The sequence below is a fragment of the Bradyrhizobium lablabi genome (assembly GCF_018129385.1).
Lineage (GTDB): Bacteria > Pseudomonadota > Alphaproteobacteria > Rhizobiales > Xanthobacteraceae > Bradyrhizobium > Bradyrhizobium lablabi_C.
On sequence record NZ_JAFCLN010000005.1, the window covers coordinates 169410 to 183409 of the forward strand.

Consider the following 14000-nt stretch of genomic DNA (forward strand, 5'->3'; position numbering starts at 1 on the left):
GCCGGTCGAAGGCCTTAGCTCTTCGCGGCCGGGGCTGCTTCCGGTGGCAAGGGTGGAGGGGCCGCTGCGGCCGGCGGCGCCGGCTCGACGGCTGCCGGGGCTTCCGCGGCGATCGGCGGTGGCTCGGCCTTGGCTTCGCCGCCTTTATAAATCCGCGCGTAGCGCGAGCCGAGGCTGGTCAGCACCTCATAGCCGATAGTGCCAAAGTGATGCGCAAGCTCGTCGACTGTGATGCCTTCGCCGAGCAGCGTCGCCATGTGGCCGCGGCGCACCGCGTTCTTCTCGAGGTCGGTGATATCAACCGCCATCAGGTCCATCGAGATGCGGCCGGCGATCGGGCAGCGCTTGCCGGCGACCACGACTTCGGCGCCGCGGGTGCCGTCATTGGCGCTGGCGGCGCGGAAATAGCCGTCGGCATAGCCGGCGGCGACGATCGCCAGGCGCGTCGGCCGCCGGGCGGTCCAGGTGCCGCCATAGCCGACGGTGTCGCCGCGCTCGATGCTGCGGATCTGCACGATGCGCGCCTTCACCTCGACCACCGGCTGCATCGGATTGTCGGCTTCCGGCGTCGGATTGACGCCGTAGAGGGCGGCACCGGGCCGCACCATGTCGAACTGGAATTGCGGCCCCAGGAACACGCCGGAGGAATTGGAAAGGGACGCGGGCACGCCGGAAAATTCGCTGGCGATCTCGCGGAAGGCGGTGAGCTGCCTCGCGTTGACGGGATTGTTGAGCTGCTCGGCGGAGACGAGGTGGCTCATCAGCAGCGTGATGCCGTGGTCGCCGGCATTGATGCGGGGGATGATTCCATGCGCATCCGCGATCGTCAGGCCGAGCCGGTTCATGCCGGTATCGATGTGGATGGCCGCGCCGCCGTTCCACCCCGAGCGGCGACAGAACACGTCCCATTCGGCCAGTTCGTTGAGGTCGCCGATCACGGGGCGGCAATCGCTCTTGGCGTAGGCTTCGCCGGTGTTCTGAAAGAAGCCGCTGAGCACGTAGATCGCGGCCGACGCGGGAACCGCTGATCGAACCGCCTTGGCCTCATCCAGCGTTGCGACAAAGAAGGTCTTGCAGCCGGCGTTGGACAGCGCGCGTGCCACCTCGGGAGCGCCGCAGCCATAGGCATTGGCCTTGACCACGCCGGCACATTCGGCGGGAACCCCGGTCTTTTCCAGCTTGCGCCAGTTGGCGACGATGGCGTCGAGGTCGACGGTCATCACGCCGGTGTAATTGGCAAGCGCCGCCGCCTGATTGGCGTCAGGCGACAGGATCGAGGTTTTGGGCAGCGACTTCGGGTCAGACGCGATGTTCATGCCACATTTTACGTGGACGGCGGTACAGGTTCAACCGCGCACAGCGTCTCAGTACTCCGGCGCGCGCTCGGCCATCTGGCCATGTGCGAGATCGCCGAACCGCGTGACCGAGGCGTCGAAGTGCAGTTCGACCGTGCCGGTCGGACCGTGACGCTGCTTGCCGATGATGACTTCGGCGCGGCCAAGAGCCCGCTCCATGTCGCCCTGCCACTTGGAGTGTTCCTCGGTGCCCGGCCTCGGTTCCTTCATGGCGAGATAGTATTCTTCGCGGAACACGAACATCACGACGTCGGCGTCCTGCTCGATCGAGCCGGACTCACGCAGGTCCGAGAGCTGTGGGCGCTTGTCGTCGCGGCTTTCGACCTGACGCGAGAGTTGCGACAGGGCGATGATGGGAACGTTGAGCTCCTTGGCCAGCGCCTTCAGGCTGGTGGTGATTTCGGTGATTTCCTGCACGCGGCTGTCGCTGCTGCGCTTGCCCGACCCCGACAGCAACTGGATGTAGTCGATCACGATCAGGTCGAGGCCCTTTTGCCGCTTCAGCCGGCGGGCGCGCGCCATCAACTGGGCAATCGAGAGACCGCCGGTTTCGTCGACAAAGAAGGGCAGGGACTGCAATTCGATCGAGTAGTCGCGGATCTTCTCGAAATCGGCCTCGGAAATGCCGCCGCGACGGATCGAGCTGGAGGGAATGCCGGTGCGCTCGGCGATGATACGGGTGGCGAGCTGTTCGGCCGACATTTCGCAGGAGAAGAACCCGACCACGCCGCCATTGATGGCCTTGGTGGTGCCGTCGGCCTGCACTTCGCCCTGGTAGGCGCGCGCGATATTGTAGGCGATGTTGGTGGCCAGCGACGTCTTGCCCATGCCGGGGCGGCCGGCGACGATGATGAGGTCGCTCGGCTGCAAACCGCCCATCTTGGCGTCGAGGTCGCGCAGGCCCGTGGCGATGCCCGACAGCTTTCCGTCGCGCTGGAACGCCTTGGCGGCCATGTCGACGGCGACCGTGAGCGCCTGCGAGAATTTCTGGAAACCGCCGTCGTAGCGGCCGGATTCGGCCAGTTCATAAAGCCGGCGCTCGGCGTCCTCGATCTGGGCGCGGGGAGCGAAATCGACCGGCGCGTCATAGGCGACGTTGACCATCTCCTCGCCGATCCCGATCAGGTCGCGGCGCAGCGACAGGTCGTAGATCGTCCGCCCGTAGTCCTGGGCGTTGATGATGGTGGTGGCTTCGGCGGCGAGGCGGGCGAGGTACTGGCCGACCGTCATGCCGCCGATATCGGCGTCGGCCGGCAAAAACGTCTTGAGCGTCACCGGTGTCGCCACCTTGCCCATCCGGATCAGGCTGCCGGCGGTCTCGTAGATGGTCTGATGCAGCGGCTCGAAATAATGCTTCGGCTCCAGAAAATCCGAGACCCGGTAGAAGGCGTCGTTATTGACCAGAATCGCGCCCAGGAGGCTCTGTTCCGCTTCGATATTGTGCGGTGCGCTCCGGTAGGCCGGGGTTCCGGCATCGGGGGCGAGCTTGAGGACATTCGAATCAGTCAGGGCCATGGCTTCTTGATAGTGCGTTTGATTGCGGTCGTACTTTGGTTTTTTGGGAACGCGGGGCGGCGATAAAGCGCCCTCCGGATGCAAAGCGGAAGCAAAAGCTGCCTGCTATCAACCGCTCATCACAATTGTGGATGAATCCGCCGGGCGCGGCGCGCGATGCTTGACGGGTTTTGACGAAAATCCGGCGGCGGGCAGGCGGTTTGAGGAGGGCTGAAATTTTTGGGGCAGACTGAACCTTATCGCCCCCTGGCCATACCCACTCAGGTGGTGGGGTGCCTGTCGATTCGCGCCTGATCAGGTCACGATCAGGTAGATCAGCGCGATCAAGGCAGCACCAACGCCGAGAGCGATCAAGGCGTAATCGGTAGAGAGTTCGCGCTGCGGATCGGACACGGGATCGTAGGTGTTGTGGGCCATGCCGGAAGGTGTACGCCCGCCTTCGCAATCCCTCTGTGAAGCAGGTCACACCGATCCGTATTTCTTCGGAGATAGGGTCGGGGGAACGGTTTGGCGGCGCCTTGGTTGATCATCGGGCGCGCGACGGAACAGGGAAGCAACCATGGGCCAGTCAATTCAGGCCTGGAATGCGGGAAGCGGCGAACGGCTCTGGCTGTCGATGCTGATCGATGCCATGGAGCAGGCCTCCCGTCCGGAGTTGCGGTCAAGCCCCTGTGATGGCGTCGCGCTGGCACGGTTTCGGGCGCAACTGGCCCTGCCGGCTTCGGTGCGCTTCACATCTCCGTTCAGTCTGCGGAACTAAGTCGCGGAATTTTCGCACCTATTCGCCGGCGATCTGTAGCCGCGGCCGTGCGTTCCGTTCCCGCCCGCGCAGCCTTGCTTCCTCATCGCCGATATAGTCGCGCGTCATCGGCACCACGCCCTGGCGCTTGGTGAGCTGGATCTGGAAGTTCATCAGGTTCTGCTTTCGGAACGCCATCTCCGAACAGGCCAGGTAAAACTCCCACATCCGCGCGAATCGCTCGTCATAGAGCCGCACCGCTTCCTCCCGCCGCGCCGTGAACCGTTCGCGCCAGGCCTTCAGCGTCTCCGCATAATGCAGCCGCAGGATTTCGACGTCGTCGACCAGAAGGCCAGCCCGCTCGATCGTAGGAATGACTTCAGAAACCGCCGGGATATAGCCGCCCGGGAATATATATTTGGCGATCCAGGGGCTCGACACATCGGGGCCGGTCGAGCGGGCGATCGAGTGCAGCACCATGACGCCGTCGTCGGTGAGCAACTCGGCGCAGCGCTTGAAGAAGCGCTCGTAGAAATCGACTCCGACATGCTCGAACATGCCGACCGACACGATGCGGTCGAACGGGCCCTCGACGTCGCGGTAATCCTGGAGCAGGAATCTTGCCGACCGCGACAGGTTCTTCTCCGCAGCGCGCGCGTTCGACACCTGCAATTGCTCAGACGACAGGGTGACGCCGGTGACGTCGGCGTCTGCCATCTCGGCAAGATAGAGGCCAAGCCCGCCCCAGCCGGAGCCGATATCTAGCACGCGGTGTTTAGGCCGGATCAGGAGCTTTGCCGCCAGATGCCGCTTCTTGGCGAGCTGGGCATCGTCGAGCGTGGCCGAGGGCGTGTCGAAATAGGCGCAGCTATATTGCTTGTCCGCGTCCAGAAAGAGCGAGTACAGGCGGCCGTCGAGGTCATAATGATGGGCGACGTTGGCCCTCGCCTTGCCACGGAAGTTGAACTGCTGGAGATGGCGGCCGAGATAGCGCAGCCACCATTGCGGCCGCGCCCAGCCGGGCAGGACCTGCGGCTGGTCCATCAGAATGGCCAGAGCGTCCGCGATCGAGCCGTTTTCGACCACGAAAGTGCCGTCCATATAGGCTTCGCCAAGCGCAAGTTCTGGATTGAGGATGATGCGCCGTTCGGCCGCTGAGGTGACAAACCGGGCCGCCACCGGCTTGCCGGCTCCGTCGCCGCAGGTAAAGGTGGCCCCGCTCGCCGTCGTGAAGCTCATCGTGCCGCGGCGGATGTAACGACCCAGCAGATAACGCAACAAGCGGTCCATCGAAGCACCAATGAAGCGACCGGCGTCACAGGCAACACCCGTCCGTCATGACGGTTCCAATGCGCCTGCATGAATGATAATCACGGTCAGCCGCCTTGGCTAATGCGTTGGGGTCAAAGCCGATATTCGGAAATATCCACTTCACTTCGCCGTGTCATAAGTCCGCTTCCATTCGCGCCATAATCGGCTAAAAGGTGACCGCCGCCGCCCAGGTCGGCCGATGTCGGATTTGCGACCGGGTGCGATTCCCGTTGACGGAGAAGGAAGCGAATGTTGAGCCGGGCGCTCAATCTTGCGACGGTGACGCTCGTAATCGGCTGTCTGACGGCGGTGGCGGTGCACGCGGTGGAGAACCTCGAAGCCGGCAAGACGCCCTCGCAGATTTTCTCGAGCACCTGCAATGTCTGCCACAAGAGCCCGCGCGGCCTGCTCAAGACCGTGCCGTCTTCGTCGCTGTCGGGCTTTCTGCGGCAGCACTACACCACCAGCAGCGACATGGCCAACGTGCTGGCCTCCTTCCTGATCTCCAACGGTGCCGCCGATCAGCGCTTCCAGGCGAAGGATCAACCCAAGCAGAAGGACGGCGCCAGGGAGGCAAAACAGGAGGCCGCGCCGCGGCCGTCGGCCCAGCAGCCCGACCAAAGACAGGCTGAGCCAAGACAACCCGATCCGAGGCAGCGCTTGCCGCGACCCGGCGAAGTGCCTGACGTGATGCGGCCCGACCATGGCCCGGCGCATGCGGCGATCGACGCCAAGCAGGGGCTCAAGCAGAAGGGCAAGAAGGGCAGGCCTGAAGAGGCACCAAAGGTCGAGGAGCCGGCAAAGACCGAGCCGCCGGCAGAAGCGCCGAAGGCCGAAACCGCCAAGGACGACGACAGCGCCAAGCCCGATAGCAAGCCCGACAGCAAGAGCGAGACTGCGAAGGTCGACGCGCCAAAGGAATCGGTCAGCGAGCCGCCCGCGACACGGCCGGATCCCGTTCCGGCGGTGACGCCGGCCCCGGCCGCTACCGCTGCTGCGCCAAGCTCCAGCCCGGTTTCCAGCGCGCCGCCCGAAGCCGCAGCAGCGCCGCCGGCGCCGCCCGTACCGGCGCCTCAGCCCCCGCCGCCTGCCGTGGCGGCCGCGCCTGCGTTGCCGCCGGTGCCTCCGGCCGGACCGCCGGCGGTGCCGATCTCTCAATAGCGTTTCAGGTGACTATTGCCACCGTCGGCGCTTGACCGCTTCTAGAGCATTACTCTAGAGTGATGGTCCAGCGGAGTTCGGAGCGGTTTCGATGGCCACGACAGCCCGGGAAGATTTGCTGGCCGCGGGCCTTGCCGTGTTCGACCGCGACGGCTTTGAGGGCGCGACCGTTGCGGCTATCCGCACCCGGGCGCGCGCCTCCAACGGCAGCTTTTTCCATTTCTTCGGCTCGAAGAAAGAGCTCGCCGGCACCCTGTTCCTGGAAATTCTGCAGCGCTATCACGCGGCCATGCTGACGGCGCTCGATCCCGCGGCCAGCGCCCGCGACGGCATCGCGCAACTCGTCCGCGCCCATCTCGACTGGGTCGTGAACTTCAGGCGCGAAGCACGCTTTCTGTTCGAAATATCCCGCGCGGAGTGGACGGAAGAAGTCCGCAGCGCCCAGCGCGCGGAGAATTCGCGTCTTGCGCAAGGCGTGGAGCGCTGGCGTGCGCCGCTGGTTGCGCGCGGCGCATTGCTGCCGATGACGCCGACGCTGTTCTTCAGCCAGATCATCGGGCCTGCGCAGGTGTTTTGCCGCGCCTGGCTTTCCGGGCGCGACCGCTCCGATCCGCGCGAGCAGGCCGATATCCTGATCGCCTGCGCCATCCGCGCGCTGGCCGGACCGACAATGGAGCAACGCCATGAGTCTTGAGCACGATCCGGACTTCGCGCCGATCGAAAAGCGCATCCGCGACAATGTCGGGCGGCAGGGATTCATGGGGCATGTCGGCGCAGAACTGTCGGAGCTCTCGCGCGGCGCCTGTACGATCGAGGTCGATCGCCGGCCGGAGCTGCTACAACAGCATGGCCTGTTTCACGGCGGGGTCACCGCATTCCTGGTCGATAACGCCACGACGATCGCGGCGGCGACCTCGCGGGGTCAGCCCGCGCTGACGGCGGAATACAAACTCAACCTGCTATCGCCGGCGTCGGGCGAGCGGCTGATCTGCCGCGCGCGGGTGATCAAGCCGGGGCGTCAGGTCGCCGTGGTGGCCGCGGATGTATTTTGCGTGATCGACGGCGTCGAAAAGCACACCGCCACCGCATTGGCGTCGATCGCCATGCTGGACGAAAAGGCGGCGGCAAGAATGCCAAGCCCGGCCTGATCGGCCGGGCCTGGATGGCGTCGCTTACTTCTCGGTCTCGGCCGCAGGCGCCGGCGCGACCTCGTCGTGCTGGGCTTCCGGATCGAAGAACTCGCCGGCAGCCGCGATCGCTTCGGCGGCAGCGTCCTGATCTTCCTGGCGGGTCGAGATATCCTCGCCGCGCTTGATGCGTTCGGCTTCATCCGCGCTGCGGGCGACCGTCACGGTGATGCTGGTCTCGACCTCGGGATGAACCGCAATCGTCACCTTCTGCTGGCCGATCACCTTGATCGGCGAATCCAGCCAGACCTGCGGCCGGCTGACGGTGATGCCGTCGGCCGCCAATGCGTCGACGATGTCGCGCACCGAGACCGAGCCGAACAACTGGCCGGATTCGGCCGCCTGGCGGATGACGACGATATCCTTGCCGTCGATCTTTTCCGCGACCTTGGCGGCTTCGCCCTTCGCCTTGATGTTGTTGGCCTCGAGCTCGGCCTTCATGCCGTCGTACTTGGCGCGGTTATCGGCGGTGGCGCGCAGCGCCTTGCCGCGCTTGAGGAGGAAATTGCGGGCAAAGCCATCGCGCACTTTGACGACTTCTCCCATCTGGCCAAGCTTGGCCACGCGTTCCAGCAGAATGACTTCCATGTTGTTTCTCCTTCAAATGATACGGATCGGGTTGAGTTCAGTTAGGCAAAGAGGTCTTCAGGTCGTCGGTACCGGCGGCGGCCTCGTCCGCAGGTACCGTTCGCGCAGTCCGAAAACGGCGTCGGCCAGCCCAAGCACAATCAGTGCAAGCGCGGGCCAGGCGAAGATGATGACGACAGCGTAAGTGCAGCCCAGCCAGAGCGGCCGGCTGCGCAGCGAAAGCGTCAGTGTGTGCAGCACGGCAAAGCCGGTCAGCGCATAAGCCATCAACAAGGCTGCTGCGGCGATCTGCGCGAACATCGCGAGGAGTCCGCCGACGAAGCAGAAGGCGAGCACGACGCAGAGCCCGACCAGCGTCATCGGCGGCATGGCCGTGCTTCTGATGTCGGGCCAGGGGCGCTGTAGCCGGCCCGATGTGGCGGTGATCGTCGCGGCCAGCCACAAATTGAGCGTCAGGGTCAGCAGGGTGACGATGGCGGCCGCGCAGGGGGCGATCAGTACCAGCGCGTCGACCCATCGATCGATGTCCGCAGCGGGCGACGTTCCGCGCTGTCCGAAAATGCGCAGCAGGCCGCGCTTCATGGTCGCCACGATGGTGGCGGAGTCGCCGCCGAGCGTGAGCATGGCGGCGGCCGTGGTCAGCGTGGCAAAACCGACCATCCACAGCAGCAGTCGGCCCGTCGGATACCATTCCATGGTCGGGGCGGTATGGGCGGCGCCGTTACCGGCGCTGGCGTCGCCGATCGACCGGCCCAGCATGGCGAGATGGCCGAGCCACCATGCCGGCAGCGCGACCGTGATCGCATAGGCGATGCAATAGGGCAGGCCGAACAGGGCACCGAGCCCGATGGTGGCGGCGATGCCGCCGACGGCGGCGCTGAGCGGTCCCCATCCGATCGCGGCCACCACCAGCGGCAGCGGCGCGAGATAGAACAGCACAAGCGAGATCAGCGCGCCCGAAATGATCGAGGCGAACATCAATGCCGACGCGGCGCCGGCGGCAATAGCGATGGCAACGATCGCGATCATCAGCTGTCCCGCCCCCTTTCGAGCGGTTAGAGGTTTCTTCAACCCCAACCATCGGCGACCGGATGACCCGGAAGCCTTATGAACAAGCCCCGCGGCGCGCACACCGCGGGGAAGAGTTTAGCGAATAACGTACGGCAAGAGGCCGAGGAAACGGGCGCGTTTGATGGCGCGCGCGAGTTCGCGCTGCTTCTTGGCCGAAACGGCCGTGATGCGGCTCGGCACGATCTTGCCGCGCTCGGAGACGTAACGCATCAGCAGCTTGGAATCCTTGAAGTCGATCTTCGGCGCATTCGGACCCGTGAACGGGCAGGTCTTGCGGCGGCGGAAAAACGGACGGCGTGCTCCAGCATCAGCCATGATTCTTACTCCTCTTCCGTCGTGGTTTCGGCATCGTCACGAGGACGGCGCGGGCCGCGGTCACCACGGAAGCCGCCACCTTCACGGTCACCGCGGAAGCCGCCGCCATCACGGCCGCCAAAACCACCGCCGCGGTCGTCACGCTCGCGGTCGCGATCGGCCTTGCGCATCATCGCGGACGGGCCTTCCTCGTGCTCCTCGACGCGGACGCTGAGATAGCGGATGACGTCTTCGCTGATGCGCTCCTGGCGCTCGATCTCGGCGATCGCCGCAGACGGCGCGTCGATATTGAGCAGCACGAAGTGCGCCTTGCGGTTCTTGTTCATGCGGTAGGTGAGGGAGCGCACGCCCCAGTTCTCGGTCTTGGTGACCTTGCCGCCCGCCTGTTCGACGATGCCGGTCATCTGGGAGGTCAGTTCTTCGACCTGCTGGGTGCTCGCATCCTGACGCGCGAGAAAAACATGCTCGTAAAGAGGCATGGGTGTCCTTTCCTAAAGTTGGCGCGGCGCCTCGGCGGCAAGCCCTTCGAGGCCTTCGGAAAGGACTCGGAAGATAAGCTCAGAAGGCGGGAACACGGGACGACGGACCGACTGGCCCTGCCACATCAAAATCGCCAAAAGGAGAGATTGCTGAGACCGTCCGTTCAGCTCCCGGCCGGGGCCCACGGATGGGCGCGTTATAAGGATTTTGGCCGGCATGGCAAGCCAAAGCCGGCCCAAATTGCCGATTTGCCGCTCGGAACCGGCTTTGGCTTGACATATTGACCCGCCGCAGTGTCTTTCGGCCGGAAATCTAGAGCGCGATCAGCAAAAGCGGGAACCGGTTTTGCGTCCGATCGCGCTCTAAATTATTGAAGCAGCGCATGATCTTATCGCCAAATCCGCACGCGCTTTGGCGGATCATGCGTGGGGATTGGAACGTTTCAGGGAGCGCCGATGACGGCAGCATTTACTTTTCCGGGGCAGGGTTCGCAGGCCGTCGGCATGGGCAAGGCACTGGCGGAGGCTTTTCCGGCGGCCAAAGCGGTGTTCGATGAGGTCGATGCGGCGCTTTCCGAGAAGCTGACGGCGACCATCTGGGACGGGCCGGCGGAAACCCTGCAACTCACGGAAAACGCCCAGCCGGCCCTGATGGCCGTATCCATCGCCACCCTGCGCGTGCTGGAGACCGAGGCCGGATTCTCGGTCGGCAGGGACGCCGCCTTCGTGGCCGGCCACTCGCTCGGGGAATACTCCGCGCTTGCGGCCGCCGGCAGCCTGAGCATCAGCGATACGGCACGGCTGCTGCGGACGCGCGGGCTGGCGATGCAAAAGGCGGTTCCGGTCGGTGTAGGCGCGATGGCGGCGCTGCTCGGCCTCGATTATGAGGCGGCGGTTGCGGTGGCGAGCGAAGCGGCGCAAGGGCAGGTCTGCCAGGCCGCCAACGACAATGGCGGCGGGCAGGTGGTTGTCTCCGGCGACAAGGCGGCCGTCGATCGTGCGGTAGAGATCGCAAAGAACAAGGGCGCAAAGCGCGCGATGCTGCTGCCGGTGTCCGCGCCCTTCCACTGCGCGTTGATGCAACCCGCGGCGGACGCGATGGCGCAGGCGCTTTCGGGCGTCACCATCAAGGCTCCCGCCGCGCCGCTGGTGTGCAACGTGCTGGCGGCGCCCATCACCGATCCCGACGAGATTCGCCGCCGGCTGATCGAACAAGTCACCGGCACCGTGCGCTGGCGCGAGTCGGTGGCCTATATGGCCGGCAAGGGCGTGACGCGGTTTTTCGAAATCGGCGCGGGCAAGGTGTTGAGCGGGCTGGTCAAACGCATTGCCGATGGCGCCGTCGGCATATCGGTCGGTGGGCCGAATGACGTTGCCGCCGCAAAGGACGCATTGGCCGCGGTGCATTCGGCTTGAAGGAGATTTCTTGATGTTCGATCTGACTGGCAGGACGGCGCTCGTCACCGGTGCGACCGGCGGCATCGGCGGGGCGATCGCGCAGGCGCTGCACGCGCAAGGAGCAACCGTTGCGCTCTCGGGCACGCGCCGCGAAGTGCTGGATGAGCTGGCCGCCAAGCTGGGCGAGCGGGTGCATGTGCTGCCTTGCAATCTCTCCGACAGCGCCGACGTCGAGGCGCTGGTGCCTGCGGCCGACGGCGCCATGGGCTCGGTCGACATCCTCGTCGCCAATGCCGGCATCACCCGCGACAACCTCTTTGTGCAACTGCGCGATGAGGACTGGGACAATGTCATCGCGGTCAATCTGAGTGCGACCTTCCGTCTGGCGCGCGCCGCCACCAAGCTGATGATGCGCAAGCGGTTCGGCCGCATCATCGCGATCACCTCCATCGTCGGCGTCACCGGCAATCCGGGCCAGGCCAACTACACGGCGTCGAAGGCGGGCATCATCGGCCTGATCAAGACGCTGGGCGCCGAATATGCGCGGCGCAATGTGACAGCCAATTGCATCGCACCAGGATTCATCAAGACGCCGATGACCGATGCGCTCAATGACAAGCAGCGCGAAACGATCCTGTCGAAGGTTCCTGCGGCGCGGCTGGGGACGCCGGAAGACATCGCCGCTGCGGCGGTTTATCTCAGCTCCAACGAGGCCGCCTACGTCACCGGACAGACGTTGCACGTCAACGGTGGAATGGCCATGTTTTGAGCCTGTTATCGGCGCAACCCGGGCGGCTGAAGGCGGCTTCCAGCCACCGGTTGGACTTATGGTCAAGGTCGGGGAAGTATGATAACCGAACCCCCCATCGGATGGGCAAAGAACGCCTTGCAGGAATTTGAAACCCTGTATATTGGCGGGGCGGAGCCTGCCGACGTTCGCCGGGGCCGGGGTCTGATGGGGACATCCGACTGGACCCGAATCACTGCGATTGCGAAGGAAGCTTAACGACCACGATGGCTCGTAATCGTCTGTGAGTGTCGCTTTGGGGTCGAGACAATGGAACAAGCACGAGGTTGAACGATGAGTGAGATTGGCGAGCGGGTTAAGAAGATCGTGGTCGAACACCTTGGTGTTGAACCCGAAAAAGTGGTCGACAACGCGAGCTTCATTGATGACCTCGGCGCCGACAGCCTCGACACCGTCGAGCTCGTGATGGCGTTTGAAGAAGAATTCGGTTGTGAAATTCCCGATGATGCGGCCGAGACGATTTTGACGGTCGGCGACGCGACGAAATTTCTGGAAAAGAACGCGAAGAGCTGAAGCCCTCGCGTGCGCTGACGAAGCCGGACGGATCGCGTTGAAGCGATCCCCCGGTTTCTTGCTATCGGCCGGCAATTTCGGGCCTGGAGTTTGAATATGAGACGGGTAGTCGTCACGGGGCTCGGTATGGTCACCCCGCTCGGCTGCGGGGTGGAGCCGACCTGGACGCGTATCCTGGCCGGCCAGAGCGGTGCGAAGAAGATCGACGTGTTCGAGGTCGGCGACCTCGCCAGCCAGGTCGCCTGCATGATTCCCCGCGGGGACGGCTCGGACGGCACCTTCAATCCCGACCAGTGGATGGAGCCGAAGGACCAGCGCAAGGTCGACGATTTCATCATCTTCGCGATGTGCGCAGCCAAGCAGGCGCTCGACGATGCGAACTGGCATCCACAGACGGAAGACGAGCGCTGCGCCACCGGCACCCTGATCGGCTCCGGCATCGGCGGGCTGTCCGGCATCGCCGACACGGCGATCCTGCTCAAGGAGCGCGGCCCGCGAAAGGTGTCGCCGTTCTTCATTCCGGGCCGCCTGATCAATCTCGCCTCCGGCTATGTCTCGATCGAGCATGGACTGAAAGGGCCGAACCATTCCGTCGTAACGGCGTGCTCGACCGGCGCGCATGCGATCGGCGATGCTAGCCGGCTGATTTCGCTCGGCGATGCCGACGTGATGGTCGCGGGCGGAACCGAATCGCCGATCTGCCGGCTGGCGATGGCCGGCTTCTGTGCGGCGCGCGCGCTCTCGACCGGCTTCAACGAGACGCCGCAAAAGGCCTCGCGTCCGTATGACAAGGATCGCGACGGCTTCGTGATGGGCGAGGGTGCCGGCATCGTGGTGCTCGAGGAATACGAGCACGCCAAACGCCGCGGCGCGAAGATCTATGCCGAAATCACCGGCTACGGCCTGTCGGGCGATGCCTACCACATCACCTCGCCGACGCCGGATGGCGACGGCGGATTCCGCAGCATGTCGGCCGCAATGAAGCGCGCCGGAATCACCTCTGCCGATATCGACTATATCAACGCGCACGGCACCTCGACGCCGGTCGGCGACGAGATCGAGCTTGGTGCGGTCGAGCGGCTGCTCGGTAATGCCGCCTCGAAGGTGTCGATGTCGTCGACCAAATCCTCGACCGGACATCTGCTCGGCGCCGCCGGCGCGATCGAGGCGATCTTCAGCATTTTGGCGATTCGCGATAACATCGCCCCGCCGACGATCAATCTCGACCATCCGTCGGTGGAGACGGCAATCGATCTCGTGCCGCATGCAGCGCGTAAGCGCGAGATCAATGTGGCGCTGTCGAATTCATTTGGTTTCGGAGGCACCAACGCATCCGTCGTCATTCAGCGCGTGATCAATTGATGCGTGGTTAGAGCGTTTCAAGCGAAGTGGATCCCGGTTGCGTGAAGAAAACGCGCCAAAACAAAAGCTGGAGCCCCGTTCCGATTCAATCGGAACGGAAAAGGCTCTAGAATAACTTCACTGTTTCGCCTTATTCGGCGGCGAGTGCTAATTGCGGGCGTATGCTATTGGCAAGACATTTGATTTGTCAGGCCATGA

The 14000-nt window shown here is 64.3% G+C and carries 16 protein-coding genes; 8 read left to right on the forward strand and 8 right to left on the reverse strand.

Annotated elements, in window-relative coordinates; all coding sequences use genetic code 11:
• Window positions 1-14 precede the first annotated feature (14 nt).
• The 3 genes from alr to JQ628_RS34715 all read right to left on the reverse strand — a co-directional run bounded on the left by alr (window position 15) and on the right by JQ628_RS34715 (window position 3287).
• Window positions 15-1310, reverse strand: a complete 1296-nt coding sequence (gene alr / locus JQ628_RS12755; RefSeq protein ID WP_349628062.1) for an alanine racemase — start codon at window positions 1308-1310, stop codon at window positions 15-17.
• 54 nt (window positions 1311-1364) lie between these two features.
• Window positions 1365-2870, reverse strand: coding sequence for a replicative DNA helicase (locus tag JQ628_RS12760; RefSeq protein ID WP_212222914.1), 1506 nt, complete (start codon window positions 2868-2870; stop codon window positions 1365-1367).
• 294 nt (window positions 2871-3164) lie between these two features.
• Window positions 3165-3287: a hypothetical protein gene (locus tag JQ628_RS34715; protein WP_283815790.1), complete on the reverse strand. Its 123-nt coding sequence runs from the start codon at window positions 3285-3287 to the stop codon at window positions 3165-3167.
• A 142-nt stretch (window positions 3288-3429) separates the two neighbouring features.
• Between JQ628_RS34715 and JQ628_RS12765 the strand changes: the two genes are divergently transcribed.
• Entirely contained in the window at window positions 3430-3630 is a 201-nt protein-coding gene (locus tag JQ628_RS12765) for a transcriptional regulator (protein WP_212222915.1), read from the forward strand.
• 18 nt (window positions 3631-3648) lie between these two features.
• On the opposite strand, the gene JQ628_RS12770 is transcribed toward JQ628_RS12765, so the two are convergent.
• On the reverse strand, window positions 3649-4899 hold the full coding sequence (locus JQ628_RS12770; protein WP_212222916.1) for an SAM-dependent methyltransferase: 1251 nt from the start codon (window positions 4897-4899) through the stop codon (window positions 3649-3651).
• A gap of 270 nt (window positions 4900-5169) precedes the next feature.
• Between JQ628_RS12770 and JQ628_RS12775 the strand changes: the two genes are divergently transcribed.
• From JQ628_RS12775 to JQ628_RS12785, 3 genes are all read left to right on the forward strand, one after another.
• Window positions 5170-6081 carry a hypothetical protein gene (locus JQ628_RS12775; protein ID WP_212222917.1) on the forward strand — a complete coding sequence of 304 codons (912 nt, stop codon included), beginning with the start codon at window positions 5170-5172 and terminating at the stop codon, window positions 6079-6081.
• Between the two features lie 91 nt (window positions 6082-6172).
• Window positions 6173-6775, forward strand: coding sequence for a TetR/AcrR family transcriptional regulator (locus JQ628_RS12780; RefSeq protein WP_212222918.1), 603 nt, complete (start codon window positions 6173-6175; stop codon window positions 6773-6775).
• The gene (locus JQ628_RS12785; RefSeq protein WP_212222919.1) at window positions 6765-7229 is read left to right on the forward strand and encodes a PaaI family thioesterase; all 465 of its coding nucleotides are present in this window, start codon (window positions 6765-6767) and stop codon (window positions 7227-7229) included. The genes JQ628_RS12780 and JQ628_RS12785 overlap by 11 nt, the downstream gene beginning before the upstream one ends.
• A gap of 24 nt (window positions 7230-7253) precedes the next feature.
• Here JQ628_RS12785 and rplI read toward each other — a convergent pair whose 3' ends face one another.
• The 4 genes from rplI to rpsF form a co-directional block, all read right to left on the reverse strand.
• Window positions 7254-7856, reverse strand: a complete 603-nt coding sequence (rplI, locus tag JQ628_RS12790) for a 50S ribosomal protein L9 (protein ID WP_212222920.1) — start codon at window positions 7854-7856, stop codon at window positions 7254-7256.
• Between the two features lie 57 nt (window positions 7857-7913).
• Window positions 7914-8885 (reverse strand): DUF2232 domain-containing protein, encoded by a 972-nt coding sequence (locus tag JQ628_RS12795; RefSeq protein WP_212222921.1) that lies wholly within the window; start codon window positions 8883-8885, stop codon window positions 7914-7916.
• 117 nt (window positions 8886-9002) lie between these two features.
• Window positions 9003-9242, reverse strand: coding sequence for a 30S ribosomal protein S18 (gene rpsR, locus JQ628_RS12800; RefSeq protein WP_212222922.1), 240 nt, complete (start codon window positions 9240-9242; stop codon window positions 9003-9005).
• A gap of 5 nt (window positions 9243-9247) precedes the next feature.
• A complete protein-coding gene (rpsF, locus tag JQ628_RS12805) occupies window positions 9248-9721 on the reverse strand; it encodes a 30S ribosomal protein S6 (RefSeq protein WP_212222923.1) in 474 nt (157 codons plus the stop codon).
• Window positions 9722-10177: 456 nt separating this feature from the next.
• Here rpsF and fabD point away from each other — a divergent pair, with 456 nt between their 5' ends.
• From fabD to fabF, 4 genes are all read left to right on the forward strand, one after another.
• Window positions 10178-11137, forward strand: a complete 960-nt coding sequence (gene fabD, locus JQ628_RS12810; RefSeq protein WP_212222924.1) for an ACP S-malonyltransferase — start codon at window positions 10178-10180, stop codon at window positions 11135-11137.
• Between the two features lie 13 nt (window positions 11138-11150).
• Entirely contained in the window at window positions 11151-11888 is a 738-nt protein-coding gene (fabG, locus tag JQ628_RS12815; protein ID WP_212222925.1) for a 3-oxoacyl-[acyl-carrier-protein] reductase, read from the forward strand.
• Between the two features lie 312 nt (window positions 11889-12200).
• Window positions 12201-12440 carry an acyl carrier protein gene (locus JQ628_RS12820; RefSeq protein WP_006610957.1) on the forward strand — a complete coding sequence of 80 codons (240 nt, stop codon included), beginning with the start codon at window positions 12201-12203 and terminating at the stop codon, window positions 12438-12440.
• A 96-nt stretch (window positions 12441-12536) separates the two neighbouring features.
• Window positions 12537-13802: a beta-ketoacyl-ACP synthase II gene (gene fabF, locus JQ628_RS12825; protein WP_212222926.1), complete on the forward strand. Its 1266-nt coding sequence runs from the start codon at window positions 12537-12539 to the stop codon at window positions 13800-13802.
• Window positions 13803-14000 lie beyond the last annotated feature (198 nt).